The following is a 14,724-nucleotide window of genomic DNA, read 5'->3' on the forward strand; positions in this document are numbered from 1 at the left end:
GTCTGAGTGCCTTTCACCGGGGTGTACGACTCGGTGTCGATGTAGGTAACGTGCGTGTCGGGGTCGCGAGGTGCGACCCCGACGGCATTCTCGCTACGCCGCTGGTCACCCTGCGTCGTGACATGGATGCCGGAGACGAAGCTATTCCTGCAGATATCGCCGAACTTGCTCGGCTTGTCGGGGAGCACGCGATCATCGAAGTGGTGGTCGGTCTGCCCGTCACGTTGAGTGGCAAGGACGGACCTGCGGCGGTCGGTGCGAGGGCCTATGCTCACCGGTTGGCGACGGTCATCGATCCGGTGCCCGTTCGGCTGGCGGACGAACGGCTGTCCACAGTCGTCGCGACCCGTAGGCTCGCCGAGCGCGGCGTACGGGGGCGGCGCCAACGTGCGGTAGTCGACCAGGCGGCCGCGGTGGAGATCCTGCAGGGCTGGCTGGACGCACAGCGGAGGCGAACGTGACGATCGACGATCTTGACCTCGCGTTCGAGGACAGGGCCGACAAGGGTCGCCATCGACGCGGCTACAGAGAGCGAGCCGCCGGCAACGGCCAGAAGAAGAAGCGCAAGGGCAGCGGCGGCAAGACCGCGATCGCCTTCTTCATGGCCCTGGTGCTGTTGGGCGGGCTCGGCGCTGGTGCCTGGTACGGCTTCGACCGGGTGCAGAGCTACTTCACCACCCCCGACTACGACGGCAGCGGCACGGCCGAGAAGGTCAACGTCGAGGTGAAGCAGGCGCAGACCGCGACCGACATCGCCAACACGCTGGTCAAGGCCGACGTCGTGAAGAGCGCCAAGGCGTTCGTCGAGGCGGCCGACGCCGACAGCCGCAGCAAGAACATCCAGCCGGGCGTCTACGGGCTCAACAAGCAGATGAGCGCCAAGGCGGCCCTGGCGGTGCTGGTCGACCCGAAGAAGAAGATCGTCAACGGCGTCACCGTGCCCGAGGGCCTGACCATGCTGTCGACCTTCAAGCGGCTGTCCGAGCAGACCAAGATCCCGGTCAAGGACTTCCAGGCCGCCGCCAAGAATGTCGACTCGTTCGACATCCCCGACTTCTGGTTCAAGCGCCAGGACAAGAAGCCCGTCGTCAAGTCGCTCGAGGGCTTCCTCTTCCCTGATACGTACGAGATCCCGCCGAAGCCGAACGCCAAACAGGTCCTCGACATCATGGTCAACCGGTTTCTGACCGTGGTCGGTGACATGAAGTTCACCGAGAAGGTGGAGCAGGACCGGGGGATCTCGCCGTACGAGGCGCTGATCGTCGCGTCGTTGGCGCAGGCGGAAGCCGGAAACAAGGACGACCTCGGGAAGATCGCCCGGGTCGCCTACAACCGCGTGTACGTCAAGGACATGCCGCTCCAGTTCGACGTGACGCTCAACTACGGTCTCGAGATCGCCGGCAAGAAGACCAAGGCGTCCAAGGAAATGACCGACGAGGACTACGCCAACGCGGGCAACAAGTACAACAGCCACTACTACAAGGGCTTGACTCCGACGCCGATCGACAACCCCGGCAAGCAGGCGCTGGAAGGCGCGATGAACCCGCCGGCCGGCGGTTGGCTGTTCTTCGTGGCGATCGACAAGGAAGGTCACTCGGCGTTCGCCGAGACCGACGCCCAGCACGAGGCGAACAAGGACCGGGCGCGCGCGGCCGGGATCATCAATTGACGCGTGCGGCAGTCCTGGGCAGGCCCATCGCCCACTCGCTCTCTCCGGTGATCCATAACGCCGGGTACGCGGCACTGGGCCTGACCGACTGGTCGTACACCGCGATCGAATGTGACGAGGCCGGGCTGCCCGGCCTCGTCGCCGGTCTCGGCCCGGAATGGGCGGGCCTGTCGCTGACCATGCCGCTGAAGGAAGCCGCCCTGAAGGTGGCGACGTCGGTGGCCCCACTGGCCGCCACCGTCGGCGCGGCCAACACCCTGGTCCGCCGGCCCGACGGCTGGTACGCCACGAACACCGACGTAGACGGCATGGCCTCGTTGCTGACTGAGGCGGGCGTCGACGGCGGCGCGCGCTTCACGGTGCTCGGAGCCGGCGGCACGGCCCGCGCGGCACTGGCCGCCGCATCCCGACTGGCGGCTTCGTCGGTCACGGTGGTCGCCCGCCGCCAGTTCGCGATCGAAGAACTCGCGGCCGCCGCGGCCGAGCTGGGCCTGCCCCTGGTGCCGGCCTTGTGGCCAGACGCCCACGCGGCCCTGGAAGCCGACGTGGTCATCTCCACGGTTCCCAAGGGGGTCGCGGACCCGCTCGCGATCAACGCGAACTGGCGCCGAGGGACGATCCTGTTCGACGCTCTCTACGACCCGTGGCCGACGCCGCTGGCCGACTCGGCCGCTCGGGCCGGCTGCCGCATCCTGTCCGGGCTCGACCTGTTGCTGGCCCAGGCGCTGGGCCAGTTCCGCCTCTTCACGGGCGCGGAACCCCCGGTCGAAGCTATGCGCCAGGCGTTGGCCCAGGCCAGGAGCTAGTCCCTGGGGCATTCGGCCGCGCTTCCACACTGGGGCGATGCTTGATCGCGTCAGGCCTCGGCGCCGGGACTCATTCTCGGCCGATAGGCAACGTATTCGCGTCGGGTCGGGCGCTGGCCGTGGTCTGTTTTGGCTGGTTTCTCGCTCACGGTTGGGTCGGGTGGCAGTGTTCGGCCGGTGGCGGTCGCGGTGGCGGTGGCGGTGGCGGTGGCCGGTGGCCGGTGGCCGGATCTGGCTCCTTGATCTGGGTGCGCGGAGCTCGGATTGATTGCCCGGGTTTTGGGACTCGGTGGCCGGATGGTGGGCGGGAATCGGGGTCGTGTCAGACTTGGGCCGTGTTGCGCTGGTTGACCGCAGGTGAATCGCACGGGCCCGCGTTGGTCGCTGTGCTCGAAGGGGTACCGGCCGGGGTCGAGGTGACCACCGCGGAGATCGGCCGGCAGCTCGCCCGCCGGCGGCTCGGCTATGGCCGGGGCGCGCGGATGTCGTTCGAGCAGGACCTTGTCGAGATTCTGGGCGGGGTGCGGCATGGCCTGACGCTTGGCAGCCCGGTGGCCGTCAAGGTCGGCAACTCGGAGTGGCCCAAGTGGGAGACCGTCATGGCGGCCGACCCCGTGGATCCTGAGATCCTTGCCAAGCTCGCCCGCAACGCGCCGTTGACGCGGCCTCGGCCGGGGCACGCTGATCTTGCCGGCATGCAGAAGTACGGGCACACCGATGCTCGTCCGATTCTTGAGCGGGCCAGCGCGCGGGAGACCGCGGCGCGGGTCGCGGTCGGCACCGTCGCGCGGGAGCTGGTGCGGCAGGCGCTTGGCATCGAGATCGTGTCGCACGTCGTGGAGCTCGGCAGCGTCTCCGCCAAGCCCGGGTTGCACCCGCGGCCCGAAGACGCCGAGCGGATCGACGCCGACCCGCTGCGTTGCCTCGACCCCGACGCCAGTGCGCGGATGGTCGCCGAGGTCGACGCGGCCAAGAAGGACGCGGACACGCTGGGGGGCATCGTCGAGGTGCTGGCCTACGGCGTACCGCCGGGGCTCGGCAGCCACGTGCAGTGGGATCGCAAGCTCGACGCCCGGTTGGCCACCGCGCTGATGTCGATTCAGGCGATCAAGGGTGTGGAGATCGGCGACGCCTGGACGCAGGCCCGGTCCCGCGGCTCCCAGGCCCACGACGAGATCATTCCCACCGCCAACGGGGTCCGGCGGGTCACCGACCGGGCCGGTGGCCTGGAAGGTGGCATCACCACCGGTGAGCCGCTGCGGGTCAGGGCCGCGATGAAGCCCATCTCCTCGCTCAACCGGGCACTGTCCACCGTGGACGTCGTGACCGGTGAGGCGGCGACGGCGATCAACCAGCGGTCCGACGTGGCCGCGGTGCCGGCCGCCGCGATCGTGGCCGAGTCGATGGTCGCGCTGGTGTTGGCCGAGGCGGCTACCGAGAAGTTCGGCGGCGACTCGGTCGCGGAGATCCGCCGCAACCTGGCCGGCTACATCGAGAACCTGGTGATCCGGTGACCGGGCAGCCGCGGGCGATCCTGGTCGGCGCGCCCGGCTCGGGCAAGACCAGCACCGGGCAGGCGCTCGCCGAACGGCTCGGTGTGGCCTTCCGTGACACCGATGCCGACATCGCGGCCACGGCCGGCAAGCCGATTCCCGAGATCTTCCTCGACGACGGCGAAGACCATTTCCGCGCCCTGGAGCGAGCCGCCGTCGCTGCCGCGGCGAGCGACTTCGACGGCGTGCTCGCCCTCGGCGGCGGCGCGATCCTGGCCGAGGAGAACCGCGCCGCGCTCGCCGGGCACCAGGTCGTGCACCTGGTGGTGAGCCTCGGCGAGGCGGTCAAGCGGGTCGGGCTCAGCTCTGGGCGCCCGCTGCTGGAGATCAACCCGCGGGCCACCCTCCGGTTCCTGTTGGACCAGCGGATTCCGCTCTACGAGTCGGTCGCGACGATCACGGTCGAGACCGACGGGCGTACGCCGGACGAGGTGGCCGAAGAGATCGCCGCGCTGCTCAAGCCCTAAGCTCCTCGGGCCCTCAGCAGGTCGGCCAGGCGGTCAGGCTCTGACAGCATCGGCCAGTGGCCGGTGGGCAAGCCACGGATCACCACGTCGTCGGCCATGGCGGCGAAGAACGGGTGGCCGGCGGCCCGCATCTCAGCGATCTGCTCCGGCGAGAACGTGCACGCGATCAGCGTCGCGGGTGGGTTGAGCGTCCCGCCGCGGTGCAACGGCTGGGCCACCGACGCGTACGGGTGGGCGGTGGATCGCTTGCGCAGCAGGGCCAGCGCCTCGTCGTCCAGCCCGGCGAGCAGTTCCGGGTCGTCGGCCGGCTCCCACGGGCGGGGCGGCACGGCTTCGGTCGACTCGGGCGGCGGGCCCATGTCGAGCTGGCGCGTCCCGTCCGGCAACGGACCACTGTCCACATAGACCACCCGTGAGACCGGGATCCGGGCGGCGGCCGCCGTCACCGGCAACCCGCCGTAGCTGTGTCCAACCAGGACGACGTTGTCCCGGCCCCGCGCCGCCTCGATGATGTCGGCCACATGCCGCTCCAGGTCGGCGTCCTCGCCCGCCCGCTCGCCGACCCCGGTCAGCGTCACCGCGATGGCCTCGTCACCGGCCTCCCGCAACCGCGCGGCCACGCCGTCCCACACCCAGCCGCCGAGCCACATACCTGGCACCAATACGAAGGTCTCTGTCATGTGGCGAAGCGTAAGGTGGCATCCGGACGTTTTCAGTCCGGATAAGGAGCGTGACGGGTGTCACATCCCGCCTCCCGGGTGCTGGGCATGCTCGAACTGCTGCAGACCCACCATCACCTGACCGGCGCCGACCTCGGTGCCCGGCTCGGCGTCGACGAGCGCACCGTCCGCCGCTACGCCACCACGCTGGCCGACCTCGGCATCCCGGTGGCCGCCGCCCGCGGCCGTTACGGCGGCTACCGGCTGAGCCCGGGCTACAAGCTGCCTCCGCTGATGCTCACCGACGAGGAGGCAGCCGCGGTGGTGCTCGGGTTGATCGCGGCCGAACACCTCGGGCTCACCACCGAGGCGCCCGCGACCGGTCTGGCGTTGGCGAAGATCCGCCGGGTGCTGCCGACGAACCTGGCCGAGCGCCTCGCGGGCGTACAGGAAAGCCTCGGTTTCACCGTCGATCGCCGGGCGACGGCGGCGCGGCCGGCGACCACGACGTTGTTGACGCTAGGCGCCGCCGCCCGGGCCACTCGCCGGGTGAGCCTCACCTACCGGTCGTGGAAGGGCGCCGTCTCGTTGCGCGAGGTCGACCCCTACGGCCTCGTCTTCCACGCCGGCCGCTGGTACGTCACGGGGTTCGATCATCGGCGCGGGGAGATCCGTACCTTCCGGCTCGACCGCATCACCGCCGTGGACCTTGGAGAGGCCACGTTCGTGGTGCCGGACGGGTTCGACGCGGTCGGGCACGTCACCCGTTCGTTGGCCGGAGTGCCGTACACGTGGGAGGTCGAGGTGCTTTTCGAGGCCGATCTCGCCCAGGTACGCCGCCGCGTGCCGGCCACTGTCGCGGAGATCACCGAGACGGGCGACGGCGTACTGCTGAAGACCCGGGCCCAAAGTCTGCCCGGAATGGCGCAAATGTTGGCCGGTCTGGGGTGGCCGTTCCGGATCGTTGGGCCGCCGGAGCTACGGGATGCGGTGCGGGAGCACGCGGAGCGACTGACCGAGCACGCGGCGCGGTGAATCTCCACAGAGGACAGCCTTTACTCGATGGGGTTCGAGCAAACGGGCGATCGGCGGCCCGCGGGACGGGTGTTAAAATCTTTGGAGATTGGCGTAAAGCGGGCGCGTCCGACAATTCGGGCAGGGCTCTCTCATTCGAGGATCGAGGCGCATGGGCAACCAGCGGTCCATCACCGTCAACGGTGACCTGGGAAGTGGCAAGAGCACCGTGTCGGTCGGGTTGGCGGAGCGGCTGCACCTGCGCCGGATCAGCGTCGGAGACCTCTACCGCGAGATGGCCCGCGAGCGCGGGATGACCGCCCTCCAGCTCAACCTGCACGCCGAGCTCGACGACGTGATCGACGGCACGGTCGACCAGATGCAGCGGGAGATCGCCGAGTCGGGCCAGCGGGTCATCATGGACAGCCGCCTGGCCTGGTTCTTCTTCACCAACGGCTTCAAGGTGCACCTGATCACCGACCCGACCGTGGCGGCCCGCCGGGTGCTCGGCCGACCGGCCAACGAGGTGGAGAACTACGCCACTCTCGAAGAGGCCAAGGACCAGCTCCGCAGCCGCAGCGAGAGTGAGCGCCAGCGGTTCCTCACCCGTTACCACGCCGACAAGCACGCGCTGCGTAACTACGACCTGGTCCTGGACACCACCCGGGCCCGGCCCGACGAGGTGGTCGACCTGGCGGTGGCCGCGATCGAGGGCCGGATCGGCGCCGAGACCACGCCGCTGCTCCTGCTCGACCCCGCGCGCATCTACCCGACGGGTGACATCACCGCGCTGCGCGGGATGGACGACATCGAGGCGGCGGCACTGTCCGGACCGGACGCGCTCGAGCCGATCTCGATCGGTTACGCCGACTCGCGTTTCTTCGTCGTCGACGGCCACCGCCGGCTCAGCGCGGCGCTGCGGGCCGGGTTCCGGCTCGTGCCCGGCACTCTGCTGGCGCAGGACAACGACCCGGTGGTCGGCGGGCTGTCGGCCCGAGAGTTCTTCGCGTCGACGGTGACCATGAGCAAGGTGTACGACTGGCAGGAAGCGCACGGCACCGAGCTCGAGATGCCGGCACACGCACTGGGCGATCCGGCGCCGGTCCACTCCTGATTCCTGTCGTACCCGGCCTCTAAGGTCTTGGTATGACTGAGCGTGCCGATCTGCTGGCCTCCCTCCAGCGTCACCGTGGGTTCCTGCTGTTCACCGTTCGTGGGCTGACCGAGGAGAAGGTGCGGCTGACGCCGACCACGAGTGCGCTGTGCCTAGGTGGGCTGCTGCGGCACGTCGCCAACACCGAGCGGAGTTGGTGCGCGTTCGCGGCCGGGGGCGCCGACGGGATGGCGTCCTTGCCACAGGTTGACTGGGCGAGCGCCTTCGCCATGCCGGCGGGCGCGACCCTGGCCGACGTGATCGCCGACTTCGAGGCCGCCGCTGCCGAGACCGACCTGCTGGTCGAGAAGCTCGACCTCGACCAGGCACACGAGCTACCCAAGGCGCCCTGGTTCGAGCCGGGCGTGTCCTGGTCGGTGCGTCGCGTGTTCCTGCACCTGATCGCCGAGATCTCCCAGCACTCCGGGCACGCCGACATCCTCCGCGAGACCATCGACGGCCAGAAGACGATGGGCTGAGCCCCTTTTGGACCGTGAGGTGTTCGCGGCGCGGTTGATCGAGGCGGCCGCGTTTGCCAGGACCTTTGCCCAGGCGCACGTGGTGGAGGACCTGCCGGAGGCGCTGGTCTTCCGGGTGCGGCTCAACCAGTCCTATGACGGCCATCCGCCCCGGCCTGGTGAGGTGCGGTTTCCGGCCGACGGCGGGCTCGACCGGGCGGTCGCGCTGCTGCGGTGCGACGCGGAGACGGTCGTGGCCCAGCTATGGCGCGACGGCCTTGTTCCCGAATGGGTCAGTCAACCTGACCGTCGTCGGTGAGACCGGTGCTGCGACGGTGGTCGAGGTTGTCTGCTGTGGTCGGTTCACCGCTGACGACGCCGTGCTCTACCACGCCGGTGAGGGCTGGCCGCCTTTTCACGTGCTCGGGCCGTCCCATCCGGTGGTGCACGACGGGAGTCCGTACAGCATCCATGATCGCTTCGAATGCTGGGATCGCGTCGATCTCGAGCAGTTGGCGGCTGTCGGCGATCGGGTGCGCTTCCTCACGGTGTGGACACCCGAGCTGGGTGCGGAGTCGTTGCCTCCGCTGACCGGGCTGACGATCCTCGAACATGACGCATTCGCTGATGGGCTGCCGGCATACAGCCGCTTTCCAAAGCTAAGTCACCTGCGTCTGCGGCTCGCGGCGGCGGATGCGTTCCAGGTCGTCGACTCGGGCGATCCGCTGCGGTCGCTGGAGTCGTTGACGATCTCCAACCTGCCCGCGCGCGACTGGGGGCACGCGGCACTGGCCGCGATCGCGCCGGCGGTGACCCGCGTCGAGCTTCATGCCGCGGGGCGGCTTTGGCTCGGCGCCTTCGGTGCGGGGCTTCGTTCGATCACGCTCAGCGGCGACACGATCGACGGCCCGGTCGAGCTGCCGCCCCACCTTGAGCGCCTCAACCTGCGGCTTCGCGAGACCACGGACCGTGACGTCAGCGCGTTACTCGAAGCCGAGATCGACTACCTGACGCTGAGCGGGACCACGGTCACCGAGGCGATCCTGGCCGCGGCGGGGCGGTCCGCGCGGCGACAGGTCGACCTGTTCAGGACCGGGCTCAGCCCGGAGGCGTTGGCGCGTTTCCGCACCGACCACCCGGCGCTCGACGTTTTGCCGTGGGAGGCCCAGTACGACGCGACTATGCTCAGCGCCGATGGATGAGATCACCCACATTCCGGTCGGTGGTGAGCAGGCCTACGACGTAGTCGTCGGGCGCGGGCTCACCGATCAGGTCAGCGCCCTGTTGCCGGGCGCCGACCGCGTCGCCGTGCTCGCGTCGACGGCGCTCTTCGCGCGGGCCGAGGCGGTCGAGGCCGCGCTGTCCGCCGCTGGGCGGCAGGTCACCCGCATCGAGATACCCGACGCGGAGAGCGGCAAGACCGTCGAGACCGCCGCCGAGTGCTGGGACCAGCTCGGCGCAGCCGGGTTCACCCGGTCCGACGCGGTGGTGGCCGTCGGTGGCGGTGCCGCGACCGACCTCGGTGGCTACGTCGCGGCCGCCTGGCTGCGCGGGGTGCGCTGGGTACCCGTGCCGACCTCGCTGCTCGGCATGGTCGACGCCGCGGTGGGCGGCAAGACCGGCATCAACACGGCCGCCGGCAAGAACCTGGTGGGCGCGTTCCACCCGCCGGTCGGCGTGCTGTGCGACCTCGACGCGCTCGACACGCTGCCGGTCAAAGACCTCACCGCCGGCTTGGCCGAGGTGGTCAAGTGCGGCTTCATCGCCGAGCCGGCGATCCTCGACCTGATCGAGCGCGACCCGCAAGCGGCCGCCGACCCGAAGAGCTCAGCGGTCCGAAGCCTGATCGAGTACGCCATCCGGGTGAAGGCTGACGTTGTCGGCGGCGACCTCAAGGAATCCGGCCGGCGCGAGATCCTCAACTACGGGCACACGCTGGCCCACGCGATTGAGAAGGTCGAGTACTACACCTGGCGCCACGGCGACGCGGTCTCCGTCGGGCTGGTCTACGCGGCCGAGCTCAGCCGGCTGGCCGGGCGTCTCGACGCTGCCACCGCCGCACGGCACGGCGAGATCCTGTCGGCGCTCGGGCTGCCGACCCGCTACGCCGCCGGTGCCTGGCCGGACCTGCTCGCCGCCATGCGCGTCGACAAGAAGGCCCGCGGCTCCCGGTTGCGGTTCGTCGTGCTCGACCGGCTGGCCGAGACCGACCTGCTCGAGGGCCCGTCCGACGACCTGCTCGCCGAGGCCTACGCCGCCGTCGCCAACTGAGCTGCCGACTGCGGATCTGACGCCGCCGGCCGAACCCGCGGATCCGACGAGTGCCTGGGCGATGCCGACCAGTTAGGGCATGCCGCCGGAGAAGCCCTTGAGCTTGAGGCCGGCCACGTCCGACCGGCCGATCAGGTGTCGCTGGGGTCGGGCGCGCATTAAGCGTCGACCGTTGTGTCGCTTGAGGCGGCTTGATCGTTGCGCTGCGTTGCCCGCGTCGGTGGGTGAGTTGTGCGTGGCGATTCCGGGGGTCGGGGGCGCGTTACGCGTCGATCGTTGTGCTGCGCGTGCCCGCGTCGATCGTTGTGCCGTCTGGGTCGATGGTTGAGCCGTGCGCGGTGGTGTCGGGGTTTGCGTTGTCGGTGGCCGGCGAAGCGGCCTCGATCGGTAGGAAGGCCAACAACCCCAAGGCGATCCAGACGTAGAGGTTGCCGCCCACGACCGCGGTTAGTGAGCGCTCACTCTCGGACCACAGCCACACCGCGCTAGTGCAGAGCAGCACATAAGCGGCCACCACAAAGGCCCGGCCGAGGCCGCGTTCGGTCCGTTGCCACGCCAGGTACAGCGCCGGTAGCAGCCATACCAGGTGGTGTACCCAGGTCACCGGGCTGATCAGGCAGGTCGCCACCCCGGTCAGGGCGAAACCGGTGACGTGGTCGCCCGCCAACGCGGCTCGGCGCGCTCGGACTATCCACAGTGCACAAACCAAGACCACCGCCAGTGCCCACCACCAGCCCGGTAGGTCCGCCCGGGCCAGCACACCCCGCAGGGACTGGTTCGACACGTAGCCCAGGTCGCCCACCCGGCCCGTGTTCCACAGCGCCTCGGTCCAGAAGGTGCGCGACGCCGCCGGGGCGATCGCCGCCGCCAGCAACACAGCTCCCGCGATCGTGGCTACCGCCACCAGGAACGCCCGCCAGCGGCGGGCCAGCGCCAGGTAGACCACGAACAGGCCGGGAGTGAGCTTGACCGCGGTCGCCAGACCGATGCCGATGCCGGCCCGCGGCCCCCGGCGCAGGTCCCACCAGACCAGCGCCAGCAGCACCAGGTTGACCTGGCCGAAGCTGACCGTGTCGCGGACCGGCGCCAGGAAGACGCAGAGCAGCGCTACCCACAGCCAGGCCCGAAGGCCGGCGCCGACCAGCCACCGGAGAACCAGCCCTCCGGCCACCACGTTGACCGCGATGCTCACCGCGATCGCCGTGTGCCAGGACAGTGGCGCCAGCGGGGTCATCAGCAGCGCCGCGAACGGGGGATAGGTGAACCCGTACACGGTGCCGGGTCGCAGGTAGTCGTAGAGATCCCCGCCGCCGATCCAGTGCTGGACCGCGCCGTAGTAGACGCCCACGTCGAAGAAGCCGCGCCGGCCTGGCACGAGCAGCACCCACAGAAAAGCCAGAACAGCCAGCAACGCGAGGGTGCGGCGGGACGGGGTCATCCGGCCAGCCCCGGAGCCAGGTCGTCCTCCGGTGTGCTGGCGAAGGCCGCCATGACCAGCAGCGCGACCGCCAAGATGCCCCCGGCCAGGGCGAAGCCCAGCGGACCCAGGCCGTGGGGCGCGAAGCCGTCGGGCAGCACCACCAACGCCAGCACGGCGGACGCGGCGGCGGCGAGCCGGCCCGCCCGGCCGAACGGCGCGCTCGCGGCCAGCGGGACGACGGCCCACAGCAGGTACCAGGGCCGCACCGCCGGCCCGAACACCACGACGCCGCCGAGCACCAGTCCCACCCCCTGCACGGGACCGACCGAACGGCGCCGGTGCCAGACCAGCAGCGCGGCAGCCACCGCCGCGCACAGGCCGGCCAGCCGCCAGCCCGTCATCGGTGCCGTGCCCAGCGACGCGTCCAACGCCTCCAGCAAGCCGCTGGTCGCCCGGCCGAGAGCGCTGGTCAGCGACCAGCTATCGGCGGTCACGGGAGTGCGCAGCGCACCCACCCAGCCGAAACCGGTGCCGGCGAGCCAGGTCACACCGACCGCCGTACCCCCGGCGACCAGGACCGTTCCCCCGAGAGCGCGCACCCGGGGCCACCGCCCAGCAGCCGAAGACGCCCAGACCAGGGCGACCGCCGCGAGCCCGACCGCCGCCGGCACCTTGACCAGCGCGGCGAGGGTGACGGCAACGGCGCCGAGCACGGGCCGTCCGCCCACCGCCAAGGCCAGCCCAAAAGCCAGCAGCCCGACCAGCACCGCGTCGTTGTGCGCGCCGCCGACAAGATGCAGCAGGACCAGCGGGTTGAGCACCGCCAGCCACAGCGCGGCCGCGGGCGCGACGCCGAAGCGCCGGGCCAGCGGCGGCAGGGAGAACGCGAGCAACGTCACCCCACCGAGAGCGACCAATCGCATCAGGAGTACGCCGAGCGTCACGTGCCCGCCGACCAGGGTGGCCACCGCGGTGGCCAGGAGCAGGAACGCCGGCCCGTACGGGGTGGCCGTGTGCTGCCAGATCGCCGGCACCTCGGCCGCGAACGGGCCGCCCAGCGCGGCGGGGCCGTCGCGGTAGACGTCGAGCCCGGCCCCGACCATCGCGCCCTGGGCCAGGTAGCTGTAGACGTCGCGGCTGAACACCGGCGGGGCGATCAGCAGCGGTGCGGCCCACATCAGCAGCGTGGCCAGCAGTTCTTCGGCTCGGGGCGGTCGCTGCCGCACCAGCCGACCCAGCCGCCACCAGGCGACCACCAGCAGCACCAGGCCGAAGTAGGCGACGGCGATGCCGGCGGTGAACAGGTCGACTGGAAGATCAGGGCGGGCCAGCGGCCCCTCGGCCGGCCCGGCGCCGGCGCCCACCCCGCCCAGGGCCACGCACATCGTGCCGGCCACACCCCAGGCGCGGCACCGCCCTAGCTGGCCGGCGTCGGGGTTGGCGAGGACCGGCGCGGACACCCGACGAGGATGGCAATCGTTGATGGCCGGTAGACTCGTCTGGTCTGTCCGCCGAGTGAAGATCAAGGCAGGAAATGGCCACCACCAACGACCTGAAGAACGGTCTGGTTCTCAACCTCGACGGCGAGCTCTGGTCCGTCGTTGAGTTCCAGCACGTCAAGCCCGGCAAGGGTGGTGCGTTCGTGCGCACCACGCTCAAGAACGTGCTGTCCGGAAAGGTCGTCGACAAGACCTTCAACGCGGGGACCAAGGTCGACACCGCCACCGTCGACAAGCGCACGATGCAGTACCTGTACGCGGACGGCGAAGACTACGTCTTCATGGATCTGGACACCTACGACCAGATCAACGTCAACGGCGGCACGGTTGGCGAAGCGGCCAACTACCTGCTGCCCGAGGCCGAGGCGATGGTCGCGACCCACGAGGGCGTCCCGCTCTACGTCGAGCTGCCGACCAGCGTCGTGCTCGAGGTCACCTACACCGAGCCCGGCATGCAGGGCGACCGCTCCACCGGCGGCAACAAGCCGGCCACCGTCGAGACCGGCGCGACCGTCCCGGTCCCGCTGTTCATCACCATCGGTGAGAAGATCAAGGTCGACACCCGCGACGGCCGTTACCTCGGCCGCGCCTGATGGCGGAGGGCCCCAAGACCTCGATGCCCGCGCGCCGCAAGGCGCGCAAGCGGGCCCTCGATGTGCTGTTCGAAGCCGACCTGCGGGACCGGCCGCCCACTGACGTGCTCACGGACTACGTCGCGCGGCTGGACCGCCCGTTGCCCGGTCACCTGGACTACGCGATCGGCCTGGTCAACGGTGTCGCCGCGCACCTCGACCGGATCGACGAGCTGATCGCCAGCTACGCCGAGGGTTGGACGATCGACCGGATGCCGGTGGTCGACCGCAACCTGGCGCGGATCGCCGTCTACGAGCTGCTCTACGTCGACGAGATCGACGACGCCGTGGCGATCACCGAGGCCGTCGAGCTCGCCCGGCAGATGTCGACCGACGACAGCCCGCGGTTCCTGAACGGGCTCATCGGGCGAATCGCCGAGTACGCATCGCGCTAAAACTCCCTTTCATCAACAAGGGCCCCTTCCGTCGCTCGTGGCGACGGGAAGGGGCCCTTGTTGTATGAGCGGATCTAGCTGGCGAAGAAGGCGCGGGGGTCTGCGACCAGGACGCCGTGCTCGTTGAGGCGCTCGATCAGGCCCGACGGCGACGAGTCGTAGACGATCGCGAGCGCGCGCAGGTCGTCCGCGCGGATCGAGAGGACCCGGCCGTTGTAGTCGCCGCGCTGCTGCTGGATGGCGCGCGCGTAACGGGCCACGTAGGCGAGCTCCTCCGAGGCCTCGTCGTAGAGGCGCTCGAGGTCGAGCACGATCTTGTTGGTGGGCTCGTGGCGGACACCGCTGCCGTCGGGCAGCAGCTCCGAGACGGGCACCCGGTAGAAGTCAGCGAGCTCGGCGAGGCGGGAGACCGTCACGGCCCGGTCGCCGCGCTCGTAGGAGCCGACGACGACCGCCTTCCAGCGACCGTTCGACTTCTCCTCCACACCTTGCAGGGAGAGGCCCTGCTGCTGGCGGATGGAGCGCAGGCGCGCGCCCAACGACTTGGCGTACTCAGAAGGCATTGACGACTCTCCCAGTGCTGGCACCCGGGGTTCTCCCCAGCTATCGCTACGGAGCGTGACGGTACGGGGAATGAGAGAACTGGTCAAGTGCTCATTACCCATTACTTGGGATAACTGTCGTGTCTTGTCCGAATTTTCCTGCACCATGCATCAACGACTCGCGGC

At 70.0% G+C, this 14,724-nt stretch carries 17 protein-coding genes; 13 read left to right on the forward strand and 4 right to left on the reverse strand.

The genetic code is table 11. The features are described 5' to 3' along the window. The first annotated feature begins 2 nt into the window (after positions 1-2). The 5 genes from ruvX to BLV39_RS23750 all read left to right on the forward strand — a co-directional run bounded on the left by ruvX (position 3) and on the right by BLV39_RS23750 (position 4,495). Positions 3-461, forward strand: coding sequence for a Holliday junction resolvase RuvX (ruvX, locus tag BLV39_RS23730; protein WP_090797756.1), 459 nt, complete (start codon positions 3-5; stop codon positions 459-461). Beyond that, positions 458-1,669: an endolytic transglycosylase MltG gene (gene mltG, locus BLV39_RS23735; RefSeq protein ID WP_239084123.1), complete on the forward strand. Its 1,212-nt coding sequence runs from the start codon at positions 458-460 to the stop codon at positions 1,667-1,669. Before ruvX ends, mltG begins: the two co-directional genes overlap by 4 nt. Continuing rightward, positions 1,666-2,475 carry a shikimate dehydrogenase gene (locus BLV39_RS23740; RefSeq protein ID WP_090797031.1) on the forward strand — a complete coding sequence of 270 codons (810 nt, stop codon included), beginning with the start codon at positions 1,666-1,668 and terminating at the stop codon, positions 2,473-2,475. Before mltG ends, BLV39_RS23740 begins: the two co-directional genes overlap by 4 nt. 335 nt (positions 2,476-2,810) lie before the next feature. Beyond that, complete coding sequence (gene aroC / locus BLV39_RS23745) at positions 2,811-3,989, forward strand: chorismate synthase (RefSeq protein WP_090797034.1); 1,179 nt, start codon at positions 2,811-2,813, stop codon at positions 3,987-3,989. Further along, the gene (locus BLV39_RS23750) at positions 3,986-4,495 is read left to right on the forward strand and encodes a shikimate kinase (protein ID WP_090797037.1); all 510 of its coding nucleotides are present in this window, start codon (positions 3,986-3,988) and stop codon (positions 4,493-4,495) included. Before aroC ends, BLV39_RS23750 begins: the two co-directional genes overlap by 4 nt. Here the strand turns inward: BLV39_RS23750 and BLV39_RS23755 are convergent. Further along, positions 4,492-5,175, reverse strand: a complete 684-nt coding sequence (locus BLV39_RS23755) for an alpha/beta fold hydrolase (protein WP_090797041.1) — start codon at positions 5,173-5,175, stop codon at positions 4,492-4,494. The genes BLV39_RS23750 and BLV39_RS23755 overlap by 4 nt on opposite strands. 57 nt (positions 5,176-5,232) lie before the next feature. Between BLV39_RS23755 and BLV39_RS23760 the strand changes: the two genes are divergently transcribed. From BLV39_RS23760 to aroB, 6 genes are all read left to right on the forward strand, one after another. Then, entirely contained in the window at positions 5,233-6,189 is a 957-nt protein-coding gene (locus BLV39_RS23760) for a helix-turn-helix transcriptional regulator (protein WP_090797044.1), read from the forward strand. 151 nt (positions 6,190-6,340) lie between these two features. Continuing rightward, entirely contained in the window at positions 6,341-7,282 is a 942-nt protein-coding gene (locus BLV39_RS23765; protein WP_090797047.1) for an AAA family ATPase, read from the forward strand. 32 nt (positions 7,283-7,314) lie between these two features. Next, positions 7,315-7,800 carry a DinB family protein gene (locus BLV39_RS23770; protein ID WP_090797050.1) on the forward strand — a complete coding sequence of 162 codons (486 nt, stop codon included), beginning with the start codon at positions 7,315-7,317 and terminating at the stop codon, positions 7,798-7,800. Positions 7,801-7,819: 19 nt separating this feature from the next. Beyond that, on the forward strand, positions 7,820-8,098 hold the full coding sequence (locus BLV39_RS23775; protein ID WP_143049849.1) for a hypothetical protein: 279 nt from the start codon (positions 7,820-7,822) through the stop codon (positions 8,096-8,098). A gap of 61 nt (positions 8,099-8,159) precedes the next feature. Next, entirely contained in the window at positions 8,160-8,981 is an 822-nt protein-coding gene (locus BLV39_RS23780) for a hypothetical protein (RefSeq protein WP_143049850.1), read from the forward strand. Next, on the forward strand, positions 8,974-10,050 hold the full coding sequence (gene aroB, locus BLV39_RS23785; protein WP_090797060.1) for a 3-dehydroquinate synthase: 1,077 nt from the start codon (positions 8,974-8,976) through the stop codon (positions 10,048-10,050). The genes BLV39_RS23780 and aroB overlap by 8 nt, the downstream gene beginning before the upstream one ends. A 262-nt stretch (positions 10,051-10,312) precedes the next feature. On the opposite strand, the gene BLV39_RS23790 is transcribed toward aroB, so the two are convergent. Both BLV39_RS23790 and mptB read right to left on the reverse strand, forming a co-directional pair. Next, positions 10,313-11,488, reverse strand: a complete 1,176-nt coding sequence (locus BLV39_RS23790; protein WP_090797063.1) for a glycosyltransferase 87 family protein — start codon at positions 11,486-11,488, stop codon at positions 10,313-10,315. Next, positions 11,485-12,930 carry a polyprenol phosphomannose-dependent alpha 1,6 mannosyltransferase MptB gene (mptB, locus tag BLV39_RS23795; protein ID WP_176985026.1) on the reverse strand — a complete coding sequence of 482 codons (1,446 nt, stop codon included), beginning with the start codon at positions 12,928-12,930 and terminating at the stop codon, positions 11,485-11,487. Before mptB ends, BLV39_RS23790 begins: the two co-directional genes overlap by 4 nt. Positions 12,931-13,004: 74 nt before the next feature. Here mptB and efp point away from each other — a divergent pair, with 74 nt between their 5' ends. After that, positions 13,005-13,562 carry an elongation factor P gene (gene efp, locus BLV39_RS23800; RefSeq protein ID WP_090797067.1) on the forward strand — a complete coding sequence of 186 codons (558 nt, stop codon included), beginning with the start codon at positions 13,005-13,007 and terminating at the stop codon, positions 13,560-13,562. Positions 13,563-13,585: 23 nt separating this feature from the next. Continuing rightward, positions 13,586-13,996: a transcription antitermination factor NusB gene (nusB, locus tag BLV39_RS23805; RefSeq protein WP_176985056.1), complete on the forward strand. Its 411-nt coding sequence runs from the start codon at positions 13,586-13,588 to the stop codon at positions 13,994-13,996. A 74-nt stretch (positions 13,997-14,070) separates the two neighbouring features. On the opposite strand, the gene bldD is transcribed toward nusB, so the two are convergent. Beyond that, on the reverse strand, positions 14,071-14,559 hold the full coding sequence (bldD, locus tag BLV39_RS23810) for a transcriptional regulator BldD (RefSeq protein ID WP_089255599.1): 489 nt from the start codon (positions 14,557-14,559) through the stop codon (positions 14,071-14,073). Positions 14,560-14,724: the final 165 nt, after the last annotated feature.

The sequence above is a fragment of the Asanoa ishikariensis genome (assembly GCF_900107455.1).
GTDB classification, from domain to species: Bacteria; Actinomycetota; Actinomycetes; order Mycobacteriales; family Micromonosporaceae; genus Asanoa; species Asanoa ishikariensis.